The sequence below is a fragment of the Proteus sp. FME41 genome, assembly GCF_014897315.1.
GTDB lineage: Bacteria > Pseudomonadota > Gammaproteobacteria > Enterobacterales > Enterobacteriaceae > Proteus.
This window is the reverse complement of sequence record NZ_JABUYL010000012.1, coordinates 80,880-104,820: the sequence shown is the minus strand read 5'-3', so window position 1 is coordinate 104,820 and position 23,941 is coordinate 80,880. Positions and strand designations below refer to the sequence as shown.

Sequence of the window (23,941 nt, the reverse complement as noted above, 5' to 3'; positions counted from 1 at the left end):
TTAAGAAAAAAATGCTGATGTTATTCCAATATCAGCATTTTATTTACTTAAATTTATGAGCCACTATCTCTGTCAGTTACTCGCCTTGAATACGTCGATATTGCCCTTTGTCTTGCAACAATCTAACGCCTAAAAGACTACCACATAGAGAAAGTAATAATGCTGCGACAACAGGCACGGTAAGCCACATTCCCCACTGAGGTTGCCAAGGGAAATTAAATACCGATTTTTGTAATAAACCTAATGCCACCTCTGCGCCCACTGCGGCAGCTAAACCCGCCATTAAGCCCAATAAAGCAAATTCTGCCCACAGTGTACGGCGTAATAATGATTTACCCGCCCCTAATGTACGATAAACCACCAGCTCAATTCGTCGTTGCGTCATGCCGACTTGAATTTGAGCAACCAACAATAATGCACCACAGATCATCACCAGCCCCACCATAATCTCTAAGGCTCGACTGACTTGCTGTAAGATTTGCTGAACTTGCTGAATTAAGGCACCTGTATCTAACACACTGACTGTAGGGAATTGTCGATTAAGTGCCGTAATTAACGCACCATCACCATTATAATAAAAGCTACTCATCCATTTTTCTGGCTGATTACTTAACCCTTCTTCTGAGAAAATAAAGAAAAAATTAGGACGCATATTCTCCCAATCAACATGACGAATACTGGTCACTATCGACTTAAATTCACGGGTATCTCCCACAAAAGTTAACTCATCACCCAGTTTAATTTTCAGTTGTTCAGCAACGCCTTGATCAAGAGAGACCCCATTACCGACAGGCGGCCATGTTCCTTCGATAATCACGTTATCTTTGGGTAATTCACTGTGCCACGTTAAGTTAAGTTCTCGACGTACAGTGTTATTTCCTGCATCACGTTTATCCGCCCACTCCTTGGCGTTACTCTCATTGATCTGTGTTAAACGCGCTAATACCACAGGATAAGCATCCGTAGGTTCAACGTTGTATTGCGCCAATAAGGTATTAATGTCTTGAACTTGAGGCTGTGACATATTGATCAGAAAATAATTAGGACTATCTTCTGGTAACTGTTTTTGCCATTTTTCTAATAAATCACCTTGGATCAGTACCAATAGCGTTAACAACATAAATGAAAGTGCAAAAGCAGCCAGTTGAGTCATTGTTTGAAAAGGTTGCCGTAATAGGCGAGTCACCGCTAAACGTGCACTTAATTGACGGAATTTAAACTGTTTTAATACCCACAATCCTAGCCAGCCAATCACCCCAAGTAAAAAGGCAATAACAACAATCCCTAATAAAATTGACCACAGTAAAACCCCTGTACCCGCAAACAGTGTTAAAGTACTGACAACAATTAACGCCACAAGGGGCAAATAATAACGAAGAGGCCACACTGGTGCCGTAGTATCACTTCTTAATACACGGGAAGGTTGTGTTGCCATTAGTTGATAATAAGGTCTTAATCCTGTTAATAAAGCGATTAACAATAAAGAACCCACTGACCAAAACCACGGTAAAAAACTCGCTTCAGGTAACCGTTTAGGTAAAACAGGCGTTAATATTTGTAGCAAGATAGCTTCAAAAATAAGCCCGACTAATGAACCGACAACAATCGCGCCAATAAGGATCACTCCCCATTGCCCAACAATCCACTTTCTCAATGCACGTTTGTCTGCACCTAGGGTTTTCAGCACTGCAATTAAAGTATGCCGACTACGGCAATAGTGTGCCATTGAAACCGCGACTGCCGATATGGCAAGTAATAACGTTAACAACGCAGAAAGTAAAAGAAAGTTTTTTGCTCTTTCCATCGATTGTGAAAGTGCACCACTGTCTAGTTTTAAGCTGTTCCAACGTTGATCGGGTTTTAATAACGGATCAAAACGTTGCTGATAGCTATCAATTACCGATTCATCGCCCGCAAACATATAACGATAAGTCAGACGGCTGCCCGGTTGTACTGCACCTGTTGATTCGACATCATCAAGATTAATTAAAATACGTGGCGCTATTTGGAAAGGGTTGAATCCGCTATCAGGCTCTTGAATTAATACACCACTGATCGTAAATGTAGCATCACCTACATCAATTTTATCGCCAACTTTTATATCAAGCAGTTCCAGTAATCGTGCACCTACAAGTGCTGTGCCTTTTTCTGGTTTTAAGCCCGCTGGTTCTGTTTCTAATTCACCATAAAGTGGATACAAATTATCAGTGGCTTTAACTAATGCAAGCTGTGGTGTATCTCCTTCTGGAGCATAAGACATTGTAGTAAATTGCATTTGGCGACTGAGGGTTAATCCCATTTTTTTCGCCTCAGCAAGCCAGTTTTCATCAATGGGATAAGATGCTCGCAACACTAAATCGCCCGCAATTAAATCTCGGCTTTGAGCATAAATACTTTTATCAATACGATCACCTATGCGCCCTAAAGCAAGCACACAAGCGACCGCAAGTGCTAAAGAAAGCCAAACAATTAATAATGCAGGAGAACGCCATTCACGCCAGAACCAACGCCAAATCATGACTCCTCCTTAAGTTGTCCATCAACTAATCGTAAACGCCGCTGACAACGAGCAGCCAACTCATTGTCATGGGTAACTAAAATCAATGTTGTTGCATAATCTCGATTGAGAGAAAACAGCAAATCAGCGATTTTATCTCCCGTTTTGCGATCTAAATTCCCTGTTGGCTCGTCAGCAAAAAGAATAGCGGGCTGAGTACAAAATGCTCTTGCCAATGCTACCCGTTGTTGTTCACCACCTGAAAGCTGTGCAGGCATATGGAATATGCGTTCACCTAATCCTAACAGCTTAAGTAAATCAACAGCACGCTTACGGCTGTGTTTTTCTGACTCGCCTTTTAATAATGCGGGCAACTGCACATTTTCGAGTGCATTCAAGGTTGGGATCAACATAAATGATTGAAAAACAAAACCAACATGCTCAGCACGTAACTTAGCGCGTGCCTCTTCATTCATTGTTGTAAGATCATGCCCCATTAATTTCACACAGCCCGCACTTCCATCATCAAGACCTGCAATAATGCCTAACAGCGTCGATTTACCTGATCCAGATTCACCAATTAACGCAATTGTTTGTGCGGGCTCGACAACTAACTCAACACCCTGCAATATAGAGATCTGACTATCACCTTGTCCTACTTGTTTGGTTAACTGATGAACTTCAAGAACCTTTTTCGACGACATACCTTTTTCCTTATCGTTATGATGATATTTAGCTTTAAGGCAATGGCTGCTGATACCTTTTTAATTTTTGGTGACAGCTTAAGTGCAGGATATCGTCTTCCTATTGAAAGCGCGTGGCCTCAGCGCCTTGCTGATAAATGGAAAACAACCTACCCTGAAATTAATGTTATTAATGCCAGCATAAGTGGCGAAACCGCATTTCAAGGTCAAAATCGGCTTTCTGACTTACTAAAGCAGCATCAACCTCGTTGGGTTTTAATTGAATTAGGTGCAAATGATGGCTTACAAGGATACCCTGTTGCACAAACAAAAGACGCGTTACAAAACATCATTACACAAGTTAAAGATGCCGGTGCAACGCCACTCTTTATGCAAATTATGATTTCACCTAATTACGGTAAACGCTATACACAATCCTTTTCAGCAATTTATCCTAAACTCGCTGAGGAGAATGCGCTTCCATTGATCCCTTTTTATATGGAGCAAATTGCCAATAAGCCTGAGTGGATGCAAAATGACAGCATACACCCCAATGAAGATGCTCAGCCTTTTATTGCGCAATGGATGGATAAAACGTTATCCCCTTACTTAACACGTTAGGCTATTCTGACAGTAGTTGACGTAGATTAAACGAGATTAATTGTAAAATTATGCAAAAAACGGTATTGATTACAGGAAGTTCTAGTGGAATAGGGCTCTGTGCGGCAAAAGCACTAAAGAAAAAAGGCTATCGAGTCCTTGCTGCTTGTCGTAAAGAGGAAGACCTTGAACGCATGGAAACGCTGGGATTAGAGCCTATTTATCTTGATCTTGATGATACAGAAAGTGTTGAAAAAGCAGCTCTAGAGGTTATTCGCCTAACAAACGGACATTTATATGGATTATTTAATAACGGCGGATTCGGTGTTTATGGCCCATTAGATGCTGTGACTCGACAACAAATGGAAAAACAGTTTTCTACCAATTTTTTTGGCTTACATCAGCTCACCACGTTACTGTTACCTGCCATGTTACCTCATGGTGAAGGGCGTATTATTCAAACCAGCTCAGTGATGGGGATCATCTCCACACCAGGCAGAGGCGCTTATGCCGCGAGCAAATATGCGGTAGAGGCTTGGTCTGATGCCTTAAGAATGGAATTAGCGCATACTGGTATTAAAGTCAGTTTAATTGAACCAGGTCCGATACAGACTTGTTTCACGGAAAATGTCGCTCAAGCCGAAAAAGATAAACCAGTAAAAAATCCTGGGATTGCGAGTCGTTTCACATTAACACCTGAAGATGTGGTGAAAAAGCTTATCCATGCTTTAGAAAGTCCAAGACCTAAGATACGTTATCCCGTAACGCTATTAACTTATGCTGTCAGAATATTAAAACGATTTCTACCTGATACTTTAATGGATGCAATTTTAAGCCGCCAAAGTGGCAAGCCTTGATTTTTCAGCTTTCACCCTTACTTATTAATGAAATAGCTTTATAAATCGCATCTATATTTAAAACTCTCAAAAAGGGACAAGTTAATGTTAGCAACTGCACATATTGTTGATGTAAATGAATCGAATATTCAACAAATTATAGAACAATCCATGACAAAGCCTGTCATGATGTATTTCTATTCAGAGCGTAGCCCACATTGTGCAGAGCTTGGTGTGACATTGGATAAACTGGCTGCCGAGTTTACTGACCAATTTATTTTGGCTAAATTGGATTGCGATGCAGAACAAATGATCGCCTCACAATTTGGCCTACGTGCTATTCCAACTGTTTATATTTTGCAAGAAGGCCGCCCTGTTGATGGTTTCCAAGGCCCTCAACCCGAAGAGGCAATTCGCCAAGTTTTAGCCAACGTATTACCAAAACCAGAAGAACTCAAAGCGGCACAAGCAGCACAACTTCTTTCAGAAGGAAAAGCGGATGAAGCGTTACCTTTATTAAAAGAAGCACATCAACTCGCGCCTAAAAACAGTGAAATTACACTGGCTTTAGCGGGTGCTCTTATTTCTTTAAACAAACATGAAGAAGCACAAACACTATTAATTACGATCCCATTACAAGATCAAGACAGTTACTACCATAGTTTGTTAGCACAAATTGAATTACAAAAACAAGCGGCTGACACGCCAGAAATTCAGCAATTGCAAAATGATTTTAACCAACAACCTCAAAATACAGAGCTTGTAATCCAACTTGCACTAAAATTACATGAAGTCGCTCGTAATGAAGAAGCATTAAAGTTGCTATTTGGTTTTATCAAGAAAGACTTAAATGCAGGTGATGGACAAGTTAAGAAAACCCTGATGGATATTTTATCTGCCTTAGGTGCTAATGATAATTTGGCGTCTAACTATCGCCGTAAGGTGTATTCTTTACTTTATTAGTTTTATTTTCTTATTAAAGCAGACTTAGGACAGGTATATGGAAATAGTCATTGGTATTATCATCTTATTCGCTATTATTTTAGTTTTAAGCGGTGTTAAAACCGTTCCACAAGGTTATCAGTGGACTGTCGAACGTTTTGGTCGTTACACCCGTACACTGACGCCTGGACTTCAAATTATTGTTCCTTTCGTTGATCGCATTGGTCGCCGTATTAATATGATGGAACAAGTGCTTGATATTCCATCTCAAGAAGTGATTTCTCGTGATAACGCCAACGTGAGTATCGATGCGGTCTGCTTTATTCAAGTAATTGACCCAGTAAAAGCGGCTTATGAAGTCAATAATCTAGAGCTTGCCATTATCAACTTAACACTGACCAATATCCGTACCGTGTTAGGTTCAATGGAACTTGATGAAATTCTCTCTCAACGTGACCAAATTAATAGTCGCCTGTTACTCATTGTGGATGATGCAACAAACCCTTGGGGTATCAAAATTACTCGTATTGAAATTCGTGATGTTCGCCCACCAAAAGAATTAATTTCTGCGATGAATGCGCAAATGAAAGCCGAGCGGACTAAACGTGCTGATATTCTTGAGGCTGAAGGGATTCGTCAAGCCGCTATCTTAAAAGCGGAAGGTGAAAAACAAGGCCAGATCCTGAAAGCAGAAGGTGAGCGTCAATCCGCATTCTTACAAGCAGAAGCCCGTGAACGTGCGGCAGAAGCGGAAGCAAAAGCAACACAAATGGTATCTGAAGCCATTGCCAAAGGTGATATGCAGGCGATTAACTACTTTGTTGCTCAAAAATATACGGACGCACTCGCACAAATTGGTTCTGCTAACAACAGTAAAGTTGTGATGATGCCATTAGAAGCCAGTAACTTAATGGGTGCAATTGGGGGTATTTCAGAATTACTGAATACTCAAAAAAGTGACTCAGGCAACAAGAGCAATTAATAATGATTGAATGGATGAGTGCTCAACCCGCACTTTTCTGGCTTTGTCTTGGTGGCTTGCTGTTAATTGCAGAAATGTTAGGAACAGCAGGATATCTTTTATGGTCAGGAATGGCTGCCCTATGCGTGTCTTTACTCGCATGGATGCTGCCTATTGGCTGGCCCATTCAAGGTGTGTTATTTGCGATTTTAACGGTCATTAGTGCGGTACTTTGGCACATTTGGCTTAAACGCAGAAAGCAATCAAAAGAAGCTGAGAACTTAAATCAGAAAAGTCATCAACTGATTGGAGTACATGCTGTTTTATCATCAGATACTGAAAATGGGTTTAGTCGTGTAAAACTGGCTGATGGCAGTTGGCGTGTATATTCAGACACGCCATTACATGCTGGTGATAAGGTTGAAGTGGTTGCTATTGACGGTATTACCTTGCAAGTTATCCCGCTTAAACCGGTTGCTTTTGATGATGACAACACCCTGACAAATGATTGATGATAGGACAATCTGCGCCATCATCACCAGGGCATTCACTGGCTAACAAAAGAAGACGCTGACGGATCGCGTTAAGTTCGTTAATTGTTTTTTCAATTTCAGCCACCTTTTTTAAGGTGGCTTCTTTTACGTCAGCACTATGCCGAGATGGATTTCTGAGTAACATCAATAACGCTCGACACTCTTCTAAGTTAAAACCAACCTCTCTTGCTTGCCGTAATAATGTTAACTCTTCAATATGTTGTGCCTGATAATAACGATAGCCGTTTTCACCTCGATTCGGTGGCGTAATCAAGTCTTTTTCTTCATAAAACCGAATAGCCTTAGCGGTTAATCCTGTTTTGCTTGCGATTTCACTAATATTCAAAATTCCCCCTTGACCTTCCCCTTGCGGAAAGGTTTAGCCTTTATCTCTGATAAGAAAAAACCTTTAAAGAAAGCAAGTTACCGGATATTGCGCAATAATAGAGGTAACGCTTTTTTATTTCGGAGATATATTAAAATGGCAAAAACTACGCTACTCGCACTACAAGGTCTTTCATGCTCCCACTGCATAAACAGTGTAAAAAAAGCACTTGATGCCCGCAATGACATAGAGCAGGCAATTGTGACTATTCAATACGCTAAAATTGACAGTGATGCAACTGCTGAAAGCTTAATAAAAACGATTGAAGATGCAGGTTATGAAGCCAGTGTTGCAACACAACCTGATGTAAAATTAAGCCTAAGTGGGCTTAACTGCATGAAGTGTGTCGGTAAAACTGAAAAAGCATTATTAGCGGTTGAAGGTGTTGCTGCAGTTAATGTCACAAAAGAATCTGCTGATATTTTTGGTGATGCGAGTGCTGATGATTTAATTTCAGCTATTACAGCGGAAGGCTTCCAAGCAAACGTTACGCCGGCTGACAACGCTATTCATTTAACACTTTCAGGCCTAAATTGTGGTCACTGTACTGGCTCTGTCAAAAAAGCACTTGAAGCCACTGCCGGTGTTGAAAGTGCCGAGGTTGAATTAACTCACGCAAAAGTAATCGGTTCTGCCACCACTGAAACATTAATAGACGCAGTCAAAGAAGCTGGTTTTGAAGCACAATTAGCAGGTACTGACTTCCCAAAAACTAAGCCGCTGACGCAAACGCATGCACAACTGGAAGCATCGTCAGCGGCTGTTTGTGATATTCCAGTTGAAAATGCTGATATTGATAATAATTTAGACACTGATGCTGATGATGACAGCAGTGTTCAACTGTTGATTGATGGCATGACCTGTGCGAGTTGCGTTAACAAGGTACATAAAGCATTACAATCCGTTGAAGGGGTTGAGAATGTACGTGTAAATCTTGCTGAACGTAGTGCATTAGTGATCGGTGATATCGATCATGAGGCCCTCATTACTGCTATTGAAAAAGCGGGTTATGGAGCTGAGATTATTCAAGATGATGTAAAACGCAGAGAACGTCAGCAAGAAGTTGCTGTCGCTAATATGAAGCGTTTTCGTTGGCAAGCTGCATTAGCATTAGTTGTTGGTATTCCTGTCATGATTTGGGGAATGATCGGCGACAATATGATGTTAACAGAAGCGAACCACAGCATTTGGTTAGGTATTGGTATTGCAACGCTGTTTGTTATGGTTGTTGCTGGTGGCCATTTTTATCGTAGTGCATGGCAGAGCTTAAAGAATCGCAATGCCACCATGGATACCTTAGTGGCATTAGGAACAGGAACGGCATGGCTCTATTCCATTACGGTGAATTTATGGCCTGAAGTCTTCCCTGCTCAAGCACGACATCTCTATTATGAAGCCAGCGCAATGATTATCGGTTTAATCAATCTGGGTCATATGCTTGAACAGAGGGCACGTCAGCGATCATCTAAAGCCCTCGAACGTCTATTAGATTTAACCCCCCCCCACGGCCAGAGTTGTTACTGAAAGCGGTGAAGTTGAAATGCCTTTGGCTGAGGTTAAACAAGGAATGACATTACGTTTAGCTACGGGTGACAAAGTGCCGGTTGATGGCGAAATCATTCAAGGCGAAGTATGGATGGATGAAGCTATGCTGACAGGTGAGCCTATTCCACAGCAAAAAACGGTAGGTGATGTTATTCATGCGGGAACGACCGTTCAAGATGGTTCAATCCTGTTTAAAGCAGCCGCAGTAGGCAGTAAAACAACATTAGCTCGTATTATTAAACTCGTTCGACAAGCACAAAGCAGTAAACCTGAAATTGGCCAATTAGCAGATAAAATTTCAAGTGTGTTTGTACCTGTCGTCGTCGCTATCGCACTCATTGCCGGTGCTATTTGGTATTTTTTTGGTCCTTCGCCACAAATTACCTATGCACTTGTTATTATCACGACTGTTCTTATTATCGCTTGCCCTTGCGCTCTAGGCCTTGCAACTCCGATGTCGATTATTTCTGGTGTCGGTCGTGCGGCTGAATATGGCGTATTAGTCCGTGATGCCGATGCACTGCAACAAGCGAGTAAATTAGATACCTTAGTCTTTGATAAAACAGGAACACTGACAGAAGGTATGCCTCAGGTCACTGAAATTCATACTTTCAATCAGATAGATGAAGCTCAAGCACTTACCTTAGCAGCCGCACTTGAAAAAGGGTCTAATCATCCTTTAGCCAAAGCCATTTTAACTCGCGCTGAAGGTATTGATTTACCCGAAATCAACACATTCCGCACATTGGCAGGAATGGGATTAAGTGGTGAAATTAACGATAAAACAGTACTTTTAGGTAACCCTAAATTAATGCTTGGATCAGGCATTGATATTAGTGAAATCAAACCACTTATTGATGCTCAAGCCGCTAAGGGCGTTACCCCTGTTTTATTGGCGCAAGACGGCAAAATTGCGGCATTACTTTCTATTCGCGATCCACTTAGAGAAGATACCGTAAGTGCATTACAACGTTTACATCGTCAAGGCTATCGCTTAGTGATGTTAACGGGAGATAACCCGATCACCGCAAATGCTATTGCAAAAGAAGCTGGCATTGATCAAGTTATTGCAGGTGTTATGCCTGAAGGTAAAGCTCAAGCCATTACAGAACTTCAAGCTGAAGGTCGTCGTGTTGCTATGATTGGTGATGGTATCAACGATGCACCAGCATTAGCTAAAGCTGACGTGGGTATTGCGATGGGAGGTGGTAGTGATATCGCCATTGAAACCGCAGCAATCACGTTAATGCGTCATAGCCTACATGGTGTTGCTGATGCTGTTGAGATTTCAAAAGGTACGCTACGTAATATGAAGCAAAACCTATTCGGTGCCTTTGTCTACAATAGCTTAGGTATTCCTATTGCGGCAGGTATTCTCTATCCCTTCACTGGCACACTGTTAAACCCTGTTGTTGCAGGTGCAGCAATGGCATTGTCGTCAATTACCGTTGTCAGTAATGCAAACCGTTTACTGCGTTTTAAACCCAAGCAATAACACTTAATAGTTTATGTAGAGTTATTATACTAAAACCTCTTTGACTTATCAGTAAAAGAGGTTTTTTATTATCTTATTATTGACTTCTTATTAATGATTATTAACCTTATCAAAAGGTTAAAAAAAAAGCCGATAATAATATCGGCCAGTCAAAGAGGAATTTCTCATTATACAAGAGAGTCATGACTCCGCTCTCTTGTCGCTAGAATAGCAATATATTATAAATTTTTCATCCGTTTTTATTACTCATAAAATAAACATCTTATTCTTATTAAAAGAGCATGAATAATAAGGCTGTTTATTTATATTAAATAAAAAATAAAATATTATTCTATTTTATTGAAGATATATTTTTCATCATTTTATTTTAAAAGGGATTTAAAATTGAAATATAATAAATATTTTATTATCACATTAGCTACCATTTATTCATCTTCGGTTCTTTCAATCACATTAGATTCAACAGCTTCTTCATATTTGATTAAATCTGAATATGAATATCCGACAAATGAAAGCCTCATAAATAAAAGCTCACATTTTACACCTTCTATTTTAAATCAAATAATAAGTGATAATATTCTTAAAATATCGAAAAACAAAAACACTTATGGCATTGAAATAAATACTAACATCGCTAAAGATCTAGAAAAATACTTAAGAGATCGTAGTTTAAGCGAACAAGCTGATCTTCTAAAAGAAAATATTATTAGAACAAATGGCCATATTAACATTCAATCTAATCATACGGATTTCAAGACAGGCATAATTGATTATCTGTTAAAAAAAAGTTTATTAACCGAGTCAACTAAAGATGATATAATTAATATCATCAATAATAAAAAGACAATGATTTACAGAGCTCAAGACAGTTTATTAACATTAGATGATTTAAACGCTCCTGAAAAATTAAATAAAATAATAAATAACCTCAATACAAAAAATAGCTATTTATTATTATTAGAACAAAATACAAAGAAAGATTTAAACCAGTTAGCATCACTACAAACACAAGATTATAGTATGCTTAACAATTCAATTTCAGATACCAATTCAAGATTATCAGAAACCATTGAAGAGAATAAAATAATAATTAAAAATCAAGGAAATAGACTTAATAATCACAAAGCTATTATTGATCAAAACAGTCAAATCACAGAACAAAATAAAACAACTATTGATACACAAAGCAAACTGATAGAAAACAATAGAATTGATATTAGTAATAATGCTGATAATATAGCAAATAATAAAAATCATATTGATGATATAACGAAAAATTATATCGATAACCTTAATATTAATGGCAATAATCTTTCATTAAAAAATCATTTTTCTACTCTCTATACTGAACAATCAGTGATAAGAAGTGAATTTAAAAATCTAAAAACCAATTTTGAGCATTTTAAATCAGATACTCAAAGTCGTTTTTATAAAGTTGAAAAACGCGCTAACCAAGGTATTGCTTCTGTTGCTGCCATGAGTAATTTACCTTTTACTGATTCAGCCACATTTAGTACCGCTATTGGTATCGGTAATTATCGTAATGCGACCGCCCTTGCTTGGGGTATGCAATATCGTATTAATGAAAATATCAAAGTCAGAGCGTCAACAGCTTGGAATGAATCAAATTGGGTCTCTGCTGGCGGTGTTGGCGTAAGCTGGTAAATAACGTAAAAACAGCGAAAGCTAAGTAAAGCTTGGTTTTCGTTGTTTCATTCCATGATAAATCCGTTATGCTGAAACCTTGTGTTTTTATACTCAACGGAGCATATCAATGACGGGTATTTTTCAGAAAATAAAACATTGGGTAGGTATAAAAAATACAGCCCATTACCCCTATCCTGCTGTTGATATTACACTACCCCATAATATCTCTTTACACCTTGTCGGTAGTATCCATATGGGTGTTCCCACAATGTCACCGCTTTCTAATGTACTTATCAACGAAATAAAAAATGCAAATGCTGTTATTGTTGAAGCCGATATCTCAACAGATGTTCAACCTTTTGATCAGGCATCTCTTTTTAGAGAGTCACTGGAAACACGCTTAAATAACTCTCTTTTTTCTCAAATTACACGGCACTGTGAAGACCTTTCACTTTCTCTTTATCAGCTCGACAATAAACCACTTTGGCAAATTGCTTTGATTTTACAATCTACTCAAGCGATGCAACTGGGATTACAACCTCAACATGGTATTGATTATCAAGTAATCCAACATGCTAATGAATACAAAAAAACGATTATAGAGTTAGAGGGTATTAAGGATCAGGTCGCACTATTATTGAATTTTCCTGATGATGGTCAGCAATTGCTCGAAGACACGCTAAAAAACTGGCACGATAATGCACGCACATTGCAAATCATGATCAATTGGTGGTTAAATTATAATAGTAAAGAGAAACAACCGCCTTTACCAAATACCTTTAGCAAAGCTGTGTTTGATATTTTGATGGCTCAACGTAACCAAAAGTGGGTAAATACCTTATCAAATCTCCCTGCGGGTCGTTATGTGGTAACGGTCGGCGCCCTTCACTTATTTGGTGAGGAAAATTTGGTTGATTTATTAACACATCAAGCATAAAAATATTTCTCTAACCTTGTTGAGTAGGAATAATCATGACTCCCGCAGTAAATTTACTGGAAAAACAAAAAATAAAATTCACCCTTCATCCTTATGAACATGATACAAATGTCCATAATTTTGGTGATGAAGCGGTTGAAAAACTAGGTTTAGATAATCGCCAAGTGTTCAAGACACTTTTAGTATCCTTAAATGGTGATGCTAAAAATCTAGCCGTTGCCGTAACACCTGTTTCTGGTCAGTTAGATTTAAAACTTGTTGCTAAGTGCTTTAAAGCGAAAAAAGCGGATATGGCTGACCCTCAAATTGCACAAAAAACAACAGGTTATTTAGTGGGTGGAATCAGCCCATTAGGCCAAAAAAAACGGCTACCAACGGTGATTGATGAACAAGCACTTGAGTTTGAGACTGTCTTTGTTTCTGGTGGTAAACGTGGTTTAGATATTGAATTATCGGCAAAAGATTTAGGCTCAGTATTAGACGCCCAATTTGCACTTATCCGCAAAGAGTCATAATTATTAATGATTTTTGCGTAAAAAAGGCGACGTTAATGTCGCCTTTATCTAGATAAGTATCAAACAACACTTATTTTTTGTAAACAATTTCGCCCTTAGGTTCAAAATCTGCTGCTTGCAACGGTGAATGTGCTTCAATATAACCTTTTAGCACTTCTGCATCGACAAAGCCGGTGTTGACATAGCCAGGATGTATATCAATCTTAGGATAACCATCACCACCAATACCGTTAAAATTCAGTGTCGCCATACGGTAAGATTTAGTTTTATCTAATGGTTTACCCGCAATTTTTACATCACTCACTTTACAGTCTGCATCTACCGTTAAGCTTACATTGTAAAATTGTGCATAAGCACCAGAATCTACTTTCATGCAAGCAACCGCAGATAAGTACGGTTCAACTTCTTCACCTTTAAAATCGACATAAACCAGTTCGTTAGCGAATGGTTGAACTTTTAATACGTCTTTATAAGTGATATTGCCAGATTCGATAGAATCACGCACACCACCACCACTCATAATGGCAAAGTCTGCGTTAGCGCGCTCAGCTTGTGCTGATAATAATAAACGGGCCATGTTAGTTTGAACAAAGCGAACTTTACTGCGGTCACCTTCTAATTTACCGACAACTTCACCCACTTTAACATTCAGTTGCTCACCACCTTTTTCTTGGTAAGGAGTTAACAATTTCATCATGTCTGGGTTATGAGGAATTTCTTTAGTGTAATAAACTAGCTCTGTTGTGCCGTCGTCTTTCTTCACTTTTTGATTTAAGTTGATTGGGATTAATTGGTAATGCTTTAACGTGAACTCACCATTGCGGAATTCAAAGTCTGCACGACCAACATATTTACCCCATTCATGTGCTTGAACAATCCAAGTACCATTTTGATTATCAGGTGCACAAGGTGTGCCTGGAACATAATCAGCTTGTTTGTAGTTTTTGTTCTCTTGAGACATACAGACAGGATCTTGTGAGTGACCACCCACAATCATATCAAGATAGCCTTTTGGTAAGGCACGCGCCATTTCTACATCACCTGGTGCGTTAGAACCATGATTACCATCATCATAGTGACCCATATGGGTTGCAGCGATGATAATGTCTGGTTTTTCAGTTGTACGTAACTCTTCTACCACTTTTTTCGCTTCATCTGAAGGTTTACGGAATTCGGTATCAGGAAAATTGGCGGGATTACCAATACGCACCGTATCATCCGTTGTTAAGCCTAATACGGCAATTTTCACGCCTTGTTTATCAAAAAGGGTGTAAGGTTTGAATAAACGCTCACCGGTGCTCTTTTGATAAATGTTTGCAGATAAGAATGGGAATGTTGCCCATTTTTCTTGTTGGCGTAAAACATCTAACGGGTTATCAAATTCATGGTTACCTAGCGCCATTGCATCATAGCCGACTAGGTTCATTCCTTTAAAGTCTGGTTCTGCATCTTGTAAGTCAGACTCAGGAACTCCTGTATTAATATCACCACCTGATAACAGCAGAACGCTACCGCCATTTTTAGCCACTTCATCACGAATATTATCTACTACCGTTTTTTGAGCTGCTAAGCCATACTCGCCACGATCGTTATGCCAAAAATGTCCATGGTGATCATTAGTGTGCAAAATAGTTATTTCGTATGTTTTATCCTTTTCCCATGCCTGAGACAACGCTGGCGCCATGGCTAAAGAGACCGTCAATGCGCATGCCGATAATTTAAAAGATAAGCTCATGGTATATCCCCATGTATATTATTTATTGAGAAGGTTCTGCCATGCATCTACTGTAGAAAAAGAAGACAGAAGTTAAATACTTTTGCTGTATTTTATGACGTAGGTTATATAATTTTTTTATTATTTCATTGATCCAATAGTTTTTTTGAGACATGAATCAAACTCTATTTCTCACAAAAGCACTCTATTCCAAATAGATGTAAACTAGACTAATAAAAATAGAAACAATTTATTAACATAATGATGTGACAGGGAATTAAAATGAGTAATACCGATCCAATACTTCCAATAGAAGAAGCTCAAGTTTTACAACGAAAAGCCAATAAACGTAATACCGTTTTCAGCATCCTAACCGCGATCAGCTTTTCACACCTTCTCAATGATATGATCCAATCCTTGATATTGGCTATTTACCCAATGTTGCAATCTGAGTTCTCTTTAAGCTTTGTACAAATTGGGATGATAACTTTAACCTATCAAATTACAGCATCGTTATTACAGCCTTTTATTGGACTCTATACTGATAAATATCCTAAACCTTATTCATTACCTATTGGCATGGGCTTTACGCTTACCGGGCTTATTCTTCTGGCCTTTGCTGATACTTTCCCAATGTTATTGCTTGCCGCTGGGTTAGTAGGTACTGGCTCATCTGTTTTTCATCCCGAATCATCTCGGGTTGCCAGAATGGCATCCGGTGGAAGGCATGGACTTGCACAATCACTTTTCCAAGTTGGCGGTAATTTAGGGAGTTCTTTAGGCCCATTACTTGCCGCTTTAATTATTGCGCCTTATGGCAAAGGTAATGTGGGCTGGTTCTCTCTTGCTGCATTACTGGCGATAGTGGTGTTATTACAAATCAGTCGTTGGTACAAAATTCAGCAAGAAGCACAGAAAAAGCACCCCAAAACAACACAGATTAAAGCCGTATTACCTCGTAAAGCCATTTTGGGATCTTTAGCTATTTTACTTATTCTGATTTTTTCTAAGTATTTTTATCTTGCGAGTATCAGTAGCTACTATACTTTCTATTTAATCCATAAATTTGGCGTCTCTGTACAAAATGCACAAATTCACCTGTTTGTTTTTCTTTTTGCCGTCGCGGCAGGAACAATGATAGGTGGCCCTGTGGGCGATAAAATTGGCAGAAAATACGTTATTTGGGGCTCTATTCTAGGAGTCGCGCCTTTTACATTGATCTTGCCTTATGCCAGCTTATATTGGACCGGCATCTTAACTGTATTTATTGGTGTCATTTTAGCTTCAGCATTTTCTGCTATCTTAGTTTATGCTCAGGAGCTCATTCCGGGTAAAACAGGCATGGTTTCAGGGCTTTTCTTTGGGCTTGCTTTTGGGATGGGAGGTATTGGTGCGGCTGTCTTAGGATACATAGCCGATCAGAAAAGTATTGAATATGTTTATCATATTTGTGCTTATCTGCCACTGCTCGGCATTTTCACCCTTTTTCTTCCTAATATTGGGGTAGATAAAACTGAATAAGCTGTACATTTCCCTGTTATCTTAATGAATAGGTAACAGGGTATTACTCGTCTTAAAAGGTAAGACTCATTAAAATAACATAAAAACACGCATTTGCATCAGAAAACTCAATCAACTTGCTATTTTTATAAATAATCGATAATTTTTAGCGAATTTATTGCATAAATACGTTAAACTATCAGCCTGCTATATCACTCGCCCCCCGATACATGTAGTTTTATAAAAAGAAGGAGAATTGATGCCGCATTCAACACCCCTCATTACCACCATTGTTGGTGGGTTAGCACTTGCTTACATTTTAGGCATGATCGCTCAACGGCTAAAAATCTCACCTTTAGTAGGATATCTTGCTGCGGGTGTGCTCGCTGGTCCATTTACACCTGGCTTTGTTGCTGATACTTCGCTTGCCCCTGAACTCGCTGAAATTGGCGTCATTCTATTAATGTTTGGCGTAGGTTTACATTTTTCTTTAAAAGATCTTATGGCGGTAAAAGCCATCGCTATTCCTGGTGCTATTGCGCAAATTGCAGTAGCAACACTGTTAGGGTTGGGATTATCGGCATTTTTTGGCTGGGGTTTATTCAGTGGCATCGTGTTTGGTTTGTGTCTTTCAACCGCAAGTACGGTCGTTCTTTTGCGCGCACTTGAAGAAAGAGGCTTAATCGATAGCCAACGAGGTCAAATTGCTATCGGTTGGTTGATCGTTGAAGACTTAGCAATGGTATTAGCCCTTGTGCTACTTCCTGCAGCCGCCAATATGCTTGAAAGCAGTGATCAGACAAGTATTTCTCAACTGATGATTAATTTAGGTATCACTATCGGTAAAGTTGTTGCCTTTATCTTAATTATGATGGTTGTTGGTCGTAAGCTTATTCCTTGGATTTTAGCAAGAACAGCCGCAACGGGTTCTCGTGAACTCTTTACGCTGTGTGTATTAGTATTGGCTTTAGGTATTGCTTATGCTGCAGTGACTTTATTTGATGCTTCTTTTGCATTAGGTGCATTCTTTGCTGGTATGGTGCTTAATGAGTCTGATTTAAGCCACCGAGCGGCTCAAGATACTTTACCTCTGCGTGATGCTTTTGCTGTCCTGTTCTTTGTCTCTGTTGGTATGCTATTTGACCCAATGGTCTTGCTTGAACACCCTCTTGGTATCTTAGCAACATTGGCTATCATTATTATTGGTAAATCTGCTGCTGCATTAGTCCTTGTGCGAATGTTTGGGCATTCTCGACGAACAGCCTTAACCATTTCCGCCAGCTTGGCTCAAATCGGTGAATTTGCCTTTATTCTTGCAGGCCTTGGTGTTGCCTTAAATGTCTTAGAGCCTGATGCGCGTAATCTTGTTTTGGCGGGCGCGTTAGTTTCTATTATGCTAAACCCCGTTCTATTTACTTTATTAGATCGTTATCTAGCAAAAACAGAAACCAAAGAAGAGATGGAACAGCTACAACAAGAAGAGTTGGAAGAAGAGATGCCTGTTCCTGTTGATATTTGTGGTCATGCCATTATCGTTGGTTATGGACGTGCAGGAAGTATGCTTTCCGAAAAATTATTAGCTCAATCTATTCCCTTAGTTATTATCGAGAATAGCCGTAATAAATTCGCGGAATTAAAAGAGAAAAGCTTAAATACCGTATTGGGTAATGCATCAACAAAAGAGTCTCTTGCTTTAGCTCGTATTGATTGTGCTAAATCGCTATTACTGACTATTCCTAATGGTTATGAAGCCGCTGATATTGCTGAGACAGCCAGAAGTATGAACCCTGATTTAAATATCATTGTTCGTGCTCATTTCGACGATATTATTGTGCGAGCTAACTACGATGAAGAAGCGTCTTTTATCCTTGAGAAAGGAGCAAATCATGTCATTATCGATGAAGATCAAACTGCCTCGGCAATGGCTGATATGCTAATTAAAGAAGTTGAATTTGGTTGTGCCATTGATGATACCCCTGAAAATGGTCAGCAAATCATTGCGCCAAGTGCTGCGCAATAATAAATATAGATGTAATCACTTAAATTAATAAATTTAAGTCAATAAAAAACCTATCAATAGATGTTGATAGGTTTTTTTCATATTGCTAAAGCAGCACTTAGATACAGTATGAACTTAACGTTCCCAATAGGCTTCTTCTAAGCTATCTTCTTTTTCAGGTAAACCACGTGTTAAACGGGGTGAATGCTGACTAAGCACTTGATAACTGACTCGGTTAGCGTATTTACACACTTGTGCTAGCGATGAATACGTTAAATAAGCTCGAGGATGTTTGCTTGAATTAGGCACATTAATACGATGATAGCTATTAGCCGTAATATCATGCAGTAATGCTGATAATGCCGCGTCACCCGCACCATTTGTATTCATGATTTTCTCAGGGCCCCCCATATACGGTTCTATATGAGAATAGACTTTCTCTGGTTCATCACAATCTTTACGGCGCATCGCTCGGCTAAATTCATAACAATTAAACTCAGCAATCGCACCCGGTAATAAAGGATGTGTTGTTTGACGTTTAAAACTACGCTCCGTATAACCGCCCATATAAAGCCCTGCGGGACCTGCTGTACAGAGAACTAAGTCAACCCACTCTAATGCTACATCAGAAGCAAGAAGAGGATCAGCATGCCCTGTTAACTCAAAGGCTTCATCTTCATTCATTGCCACAACAGATACATGTTCTTTTAAGAAATCACGCCACCATTGAGGATCGTCTGCAATAACGAATTTTGTGCCTAAGGTGAGAACAACAGGTACATCATGTTTTTTTGCGTATTCGATCGCTTTCATGGTGGCTAACGGCATAGGCTCACCCGGTTTACAGCGAACCAAATAAGCGGTTAATACCAGCGCAGACGCTTCTGCAATCACCTCTTCAGGAATGCTTTCAGGCATAAGTTGATTCATTTGGCCTGGGCTAATAGCAAAAGTTCGCTCACCATTCTCAGTGATCAGTGTAAAGCAGCGCCCAATAGCGCCATCAACACCTTGAAGGTAATTTAAATCGGTGCGACTAGAGGTATGGCATAAATAGCGATAAGCATAACTGCCGATCTGAATGTTATTACACATTGTCCCCAATAACACGGAGCGGTCGTCAGCCAAGACAGAATAGTTATGTAGCGTGTTACCAATAGTGCCGCCTGCAAATTCATGAGTGATTAAGTTATTATCGGTTAACTCACGATAAAGTGCTTCTGCGACATCATCTTCAATAACCAGAGAGTGTCCCTGACTCAAGTTATAACGGTTAATAAACGCCTCATCAACTTTTGCTTCAATATCAACCAACGTTTGGTCAATACCCACAATATAAGCACGAGAGGATTCGCTCTCCGTCATATTGATGATGGGGTGTAATAAAGGATCTCGTAAACTAACGGGAAAATAGTGTTTGGATTTTCGTTTGCCAGGGAATTTCATTGTGAACGATGCTACACAGCTAAAAAAGATGCGCAATGTTAACACAATATTATAGGAGTGACAGTAGGTGTACGTCAGTACACCTACTTATTTGGAGATGTTTTTATGCAGTTTTACGACGACTTCTCGCCATATAGCCCAGTAAAACGCCCATAACAGAAAGAATAAAACCAACAAAAGCAGCACCAACTAAAATCAGAGCACGTTTAGGTGCATCTTTTTTAGTCGGTTCATAAGGCTTCAACATATATTTAAACGGCACAAACTGAAGCTCATCTAATTTCACTTGCTCTAATTGCTTCATGTTATATAAACGGTTTTGCAGTTCAGAACTGACCGTTGTTGGGTCAGTAATAGATTCCGTGATAGCCAATTTACTGCTTAAAGCATCAGAACCCATTGCAATAGAATAGTCTGGGTCATCTTTTATTTGTGCTCCTTCACTTGAAATAGGTTTTTTAACACCAGCAGCATTAGCAATTTCTAATGCATATTTCAAACGTTGCACATTAACATTACGGGCATTGGCAATACGTTCCAAATCCATTTCATAGGCTTTTTGAGCAAAGCTTAATTTACGCTCAATTTGGTCATCAATTTCGTCTTTCACTTCCACACGTACTTGCGTTGAAATAAAACGAATATAACCAGAAAGTAAATCGTAAGCTTCTTCAGGGGTTGGAGCAGTAAAACTTAAATTAATTTCACCACTAAACTCTTCATCACTATTCTTGGCATCTGACGCTTTTAAGTTAATATCTTTTGTTACGATAGCTTCAATTAATCTACGCTTATCCAGTGGTGTTGGATTTTCCATTTTCGCCAACAAGCTTTTGTAATAATCCGTACTGACTAAAAAGTCTTCACGTAAAACGCGAGAATTATAGTTATTGATAAATTTTTGATAAACAGAAGAAGCGTTAACGCCAGTATCAACATCGACTAAACTCAATTCTGTTAATGTTGATCTTAACTGTTTCATTTCATCAAGCATTGGCTTGGTTATTGCCGCTTGGCTTGTCCATTTTTGGGGTAAAAAGCTTGCAACAGTAAAGCCAACGATAGCAAATAATAGCGTAATGCCAATAATGACAAATTTTGACTTATAAATAACAGAAAATAATTCAAAAAGATCGATCTCATCATTCTGTTTTAGATAAAAGTCGTCAAAATGTCCTTTATCAATTTCTGAAGATTGTGGTTTTGAAAGCTTACTATTCATTTTCCTGCCTAAATTTATGTAATGCAGTGTCCGTTTATCAGCACTTTTAGTGATTCCCACTAAAAGACTTAAAAAATGAGAAAAGATAAGTTTATATATAACTGAAATATGATCAAATTAATATATCATCAAATCCGATAATTTTATTTATAGAATTCAGTAATTATTTTTCGCATACCTCTCGGATCATCGCTTCTAGCAAGTCAATATGCTCTAGATCATCATTTAATGCCGGAATATATTCGTACTGTTTGCCACCACCATGAATAAAGAACTCTCGGTTCTGTTCATTAATTTCTTCTAATGTTTCCAAGCAATCAGATGAAAATCCCGGACATACAACCTGTACATGTTCAACACCCTCACTTCCCAGCTTTTCCATCGTTTTATCCGTATAAGGTGATAGCCAAGGTTCACGACCAAAGCGTGACTGGAATGTCAGCATGACTTGCTCTTTAGGATAACCTAACTGTTCTTCTAATTGCTGTTTTAGTTTTTCTGTTGTGAGGCAACACTCATCATAATAAATATCGCCCGTTTTAATAAAGCGCTCAGGAATACCATGAAAAGAGAGAATTAAACGATCGGGTTTGCCATATTGCTGAAAATTTTTCTCAATAGAGGAGACAAGCGCTTTGATATAAAGCGGGTGTGTAGGATAACTGCGAATAAAGTGAAGAGAAGGTATTGTACGCATATCTTTAAAAATGCGACTAACACCATCAAATACTGCCGCTGAAGTAGAGCAAGAGTATTGTGGATACAGTGGTAACAAAATAATGTTCTCAACACCTTGTTCTAATAGCTTCCCAACCCCTTCATTTAGCGATGGATTGCCGTAACACATCCCCAACTCCACGGGTATATTCGGTAATCGCTCAGCAACAGCACGTTGTTGTGCTCGGCTATAAACTAACAGAGGTGATCCTTCATCCATCCAAATCTGTTGATATAACTTAGCTACTTTGGGTGAGCGAAACGGTAATATCGCCCCTTGTAATATTGGTTTCCAAATCAAAGGAGAAACATCAACAACACGAGGATCGCTAAGAAATTGTGCTAAATAACGTCGAACAGCACCCGTTGTCGGCGCATCAGGCGTGCCAAGATTAACCAAAAGAACACCATACTTAGCATCATTCATACTATGACTCCTTAGAGTTATTTTATTAGGATAACCAAAGAGTAGAAGAATAAAGGAAAATAATAGATTGTGCTTGTCAATTTATTGGATTGTTCTTTTTACACATTATTTAACAAAGAAAAAAGCAAAGGTAATCTGAAGATATTACTCATCCCACAATAAAGTGATTACAAACCTTCAAAGCAGATTTAGATATTTGGGATAATGTTTAACACCAATTAAATCGTAAAAAGAATGACCAAAAAAGACACATTCCTGTAATCGCAATATACACATATTTTATCTTTTTATTTTTATTTAAAAGGAGCATTAAAATACCAGGAATAAGCACTAAAATAGGCTCAATAGTATATCGTCCGCCTAATGGAAGCTGGCAAAGATTTTTTATATCGCCTTCTCCTACCATCCATTCATAATCAGAAATTGAAAGTATCTTTATCAAAAACAATAGAAAAACAAAATATATAAATGAAAATATCGTCCATACAATATTCATATCTAATGTCTATCCTGTTGTTTCCTTCAAATCTGAAGTAAATACGCGTTTCAAATTCCCAATACACTCACACTCAATAGCACATCATTAAGATAAAAAAATCCCGGCTCAACCGGGATTAATCATAGCGATGACAAATTAGCCAAGGATACTTTTCAATTCAGCATTAATTTCGCTTACTTTTTGTGTACCATCAACTTTGAAGTATTTTGCATTGCTTGTTTTAGCTTCATTTTGATAATAAGAAACTAATGGTGCAGTTTGAGTATGATACTCAACCAAGCGTTTACGAACAGTTTCTTCTTGGTCATCTTTACGTGTTGTTAACTCTTCACCTGTCACGTCATCACGATTTTCCACTTTTGGTGGATTAAATTTCACATGATAAACACGACCTGATGGTGCGTGAACACGACGGCCAATAATACGATCAACAATGATGTCATCAGGTACCGCGAATTCCAGTACAAAATCCACATTGATGTCTGCTTCTTTCATTGCATCAGCTTGTGGAATTGTTCTTGGGAACCCATCCAACAAGAAACCATTACGGCAATCGTCTTGTTTGATGCGCTCTTTAACTAACGCAATCACTAATTCGTCAGTCACTAACTGACCATTATCCATCAACGCTTTTGCTTTCAGTCCTAGTTCTGTACCTGCGCTTACCGCAGCACGTAACATATCACCAGTTGAAATCTGTGGGATACCATAGTTTTCTTTAATGAATTGAGCCTGAGTGCCTTTACCAGCGCCTGGAGCGCCTAGCAGAATGATACGCATCGCGTAAATCCCCTTGCATTTAATTTTTTATATTTAAACTCGAAAACGCATTACCATACCA

General features: G+C 38.8%; 19 protein-coding genes and 1 pseudogene. 11 read left to right on the top strand and 9 right to left on the bottom strand.

Annotation, left to right across the window (positions count from 1 at the left end):
* Positions 1 to 76: 76 nt before the first annotated feature.
* Together ybbP and ybbA are read right to left on the bottom strand one after the other, a co-directional pair.
* On the bottom strand, positions 77 to 2,518 hold the full coding sequence (ybbP, locus tag INT04_RS12385; RefSeq protein ID WP_193016438.1) for a putative ABC transporter permease subunit YbbP: 2,442 nt from the start codon (positions 2,516 to 2,518) through the stop codon (positions 77 to 79).
* A complete protein-coding gene (ybbA, locus tag INT04_RS12380) occupies positions 2,515 to 3,201 on the bottom strand; it encodes a putative ABC transporter ATP-binding protein YbbA (protein WP_193016437.1) in 687 nt (228 codons plus the stop codon). The genes ybbP and ybbA overlap by 4 nt, the downstream gene beginning before the upstream one ends.
* Between ybbA and tesA the strand changes: the two genes are divergently transcribed.
* The 5 genes from tesA to INT04_RS12355 all read left to right on the top strand — a co-directional run bounded on the left by tesA (position 3,172) and on the right by INT04_RS12355 (position 7,031).
* Positions 3,172 to 3,801: a multifunctional acyl-CoA thioesterase I/protease I/lysophospholipase L1 gene (gene tesA / locus INT04_RS12375; protein WP_193016436.1), complete on the top strand. Its 630-nt coding sequence runs from the start codon at positions 3,172 to 3,174 to the stop codon at positions 3,799 to 3,801. The genes ybbA and tesA overlap by 30 nt on opposite strands.
* 50 nt (positions 3,802 to 3,851) lie before the next feature.
* On the top strand, positions 3,852 to 4,637 hold the full coding sequence (locus INT04_RS12370; protein ID WP_193016435.1) for an SDR family oxidoreductase: 786 nt from the start codon (positions 3,852 to 3,854) through the stop codon (positions 4,635 to 4,637).
* A gap of 84 nt (positions 4,638 to 4,721) precedes the next feature.
* Positions 4,722 to 5,579, top strand: a complete 858-nt coding sequence (locus INT04_RS12365) for a co-chaperone YbbN (protein WP_193016434.1) — start codon at positions 4,722 to 4,724, stop codon at positions 5,577 to 5,579.
* Between the two features lie 37 nt (positions 5,580 to 5,616).
* Positions 5,617 to 6,540 carry an SPFH domain-containing protein gene (locus INT04_RS12360; protein ID WP_193016433.1) on the top strand — a complete coding sequence of 308 codons (924 nt, stop codon included), beginning with the start codon at positions 5,617 to 5,619 and terminating at the stop codon, positions 6,538 to 6,540.
* 2 nt (positions 6,541 to 6,542) lie between these two features.
* A complete protein-coding gene (locus INT04_RS12355) occupies positions 6,543 to 7,031 on the top strand; it encodes an NfeD family protein (protein ID WP_193016432.1) in 489 nt (162 codons plus the stop codon).
* On the opposite strand, the gene cueR is transcribed toward INT04_RS12355, so the two are convergent.
* Entirely contained in the window at positions 6,985 to 7,398 is a 414-nt protein-coding gene (gene cueR / locus INT04_RS12350; RefSeq protein WP_193016431.1) for a Cu(I)-responsive transcriptional regulator, read from the bottom strand. The genes INT04_RS12355 and cueR overlap by 47 nt on opposite strands.
* Positions 7,399 to 7,533: 135 nt before the next feature.
* Between cueR and copA the strand changes: the two are divergent.
* The 4 genes and pseudogenes from copA to ybaK all read left to right on the top strand — a co-directional run bounded on the left by copA (position 7,534) and on the right by ybaK (position 13,576).
* Positions 7,534 to 10,477: pseudogene (gene copA, locus INT04_RS12345) on the top strand (copper-exporting P-type ATPase CopA).
* A gap of 384 nt (positions 10,478 to 10,861) precedes the next feature.
* Positions 10,862 to 12,142, top strand: a complete 1,281-nt coding sequence (locus INT04_RS12340) for a YadA C-terminal domain-containing protein (protein WP_193016430.1) — start codon at positions 10,862 to 10,864, stop codon at positions 12,140 to 12,142.
* Positions 12,143 to 12,251: 109 nt separating this feature from the next.
* A complete protein-coding gene (locus INT04_RS12335) occupies positions 12,252 to 13,061 on the top strand; it encodes a TraB/GumN family protein (protein ID WP_193016429.1) in 810 nt (269 codons plus the stop codon).
* Positions 13,062 to 13,096: 35 nt separating this feature from the next.
* On the top strand, positions 13,097 to 13,576 hold the full coding sequence (gene ybaK / locus INT04_RS12330; protein WP_193016428.1) for a Cys-tRNA(Pro)/Cys-tRNA(Cys) deacylase YbaK: 480 nt from the start codon (positions 13,097 to 13,099) through the stop codon (positions 13,574 to 13,576).
* Between the two features lie 70 nt (positions 13,577 to 13,646).
* On the opposite strand, the gene ushA is transcribed toward ybaK, so the two are convergent.
* The gene (gene ushA, locus INT04_RS12325; protein WP_193016427.1) at positions 13,647 to 15,311 is read right to left on the bottom strand and encodes a bifunctional UDP-sugar hydrolase/5'-nucleotidase UshA; all 1,665 of its coding nucleotides are present in this window, start codon (positions 15,309 to 15,311) and stop codon (positions 13,647 to 13,649) included.
* A gap of 261 nt (positions 15,312 to 15,572) precedes the next feature.
* On the opposite strand from ushA, the gene INT04_RS12320 reads away from it, so the two are divergent.
* Positions 15,573 to 16,811: an MFS transporter gene (locus INT04_RS12320; protein ID WP_193016426.1), complete on the top strand. Its 1,239-nt coding sequence runs from the start codon at positions 15,573 to 15,575 to the stop codon at positions 16,809 to 16,811.
* 238 nt (positions 16,812 to 17,049) lie between these two features.
* Complete coding sequence (gene ybaL / locus INT04_RS12315; RefSeq protein ID WP_193016425.1) at positions 17,050 to 18,810, top strand: YbaL family putative K(+) efflux transporter; 1,761 nt, start codon at positions 17,050 to 17,052, stop codon at positions 18,808 to 18,810.
* A gap of 114 nt (positions 18,811 to 18,924) precedes the next feature.
* On the opposite strand, the gene INT04_RS12310 is transcribed toward ybaL, so the two are convergent.
* From INT04_RS12310 to adk, 5 genes are all read right to left on the bottom strand, one after another.
* Positions 18,925 to 20,235: an inosine/guanosine kinase gene (locus INT04_RS12310; RefSeq protein WP_193016424.1), complete on the bottom strand. Its 1,311-nt coding sequence runs from the start codon at positions 20,233 to 20,235 to the stop codon at positions 18,925 to 18,927.
* A gap of 103 nt (positions 20,236 to 20,338) precedes the next feature.
* On the bottom strand, positions 20,339 to 21,457 hold the full coding sequence (gene wzz(fepE), locus INT04_RS12305; RefSeq protein ID WP_193016423.1) for an LPS O-antigen length regulator Wzz(fepE): 1,119 nt from the start codon (positions 21,455 to 21,457) through the stop codon (positions 20,339 to 20,341).
* A gap of 163 nt (positions 21,458 to 21,620) precedes the next feature.
* Complete coding sequence (gene hemH / locus INT04_RS12300) at positions 21,621 to 22,601, bottom strand: ferrochelatase (RefSeq protein WP_193016422.1); 981 nt, start codon at positions 22,599 to 22,601, stop codon at positions 21,621 to 21,623.
* A 208-nt stretch (positions 22,602 to 22,809) separates the two neighbouring features.
* Positions 22,810 to 23,097, bottom strand: coding sequence for a DUF2645 family protein (locus tag INT04_RS12295; RefSeq protein ID WP_193016421.1), 288 nt, complete (start codon positions 23,095 to 23,097; stop codon positions 22,810 to 22,812).
* A gap of 138 nt (positions 23,098 to 23,235) precedes the next feature.
* Complete coding sequence (gene adk, locus INT04_RS12290) at positions 23,236 to 23,880, bottom strand: adenylate kinase (RefSeq protein WP_193016420.1); 645 nt, start codon at positions 23,878 to 23,880, stop codon at positions 23,236 to 23,238.
* Between the last annotated feature and the right edge of the window lie 61 nt (positions 23,881 to 23,941).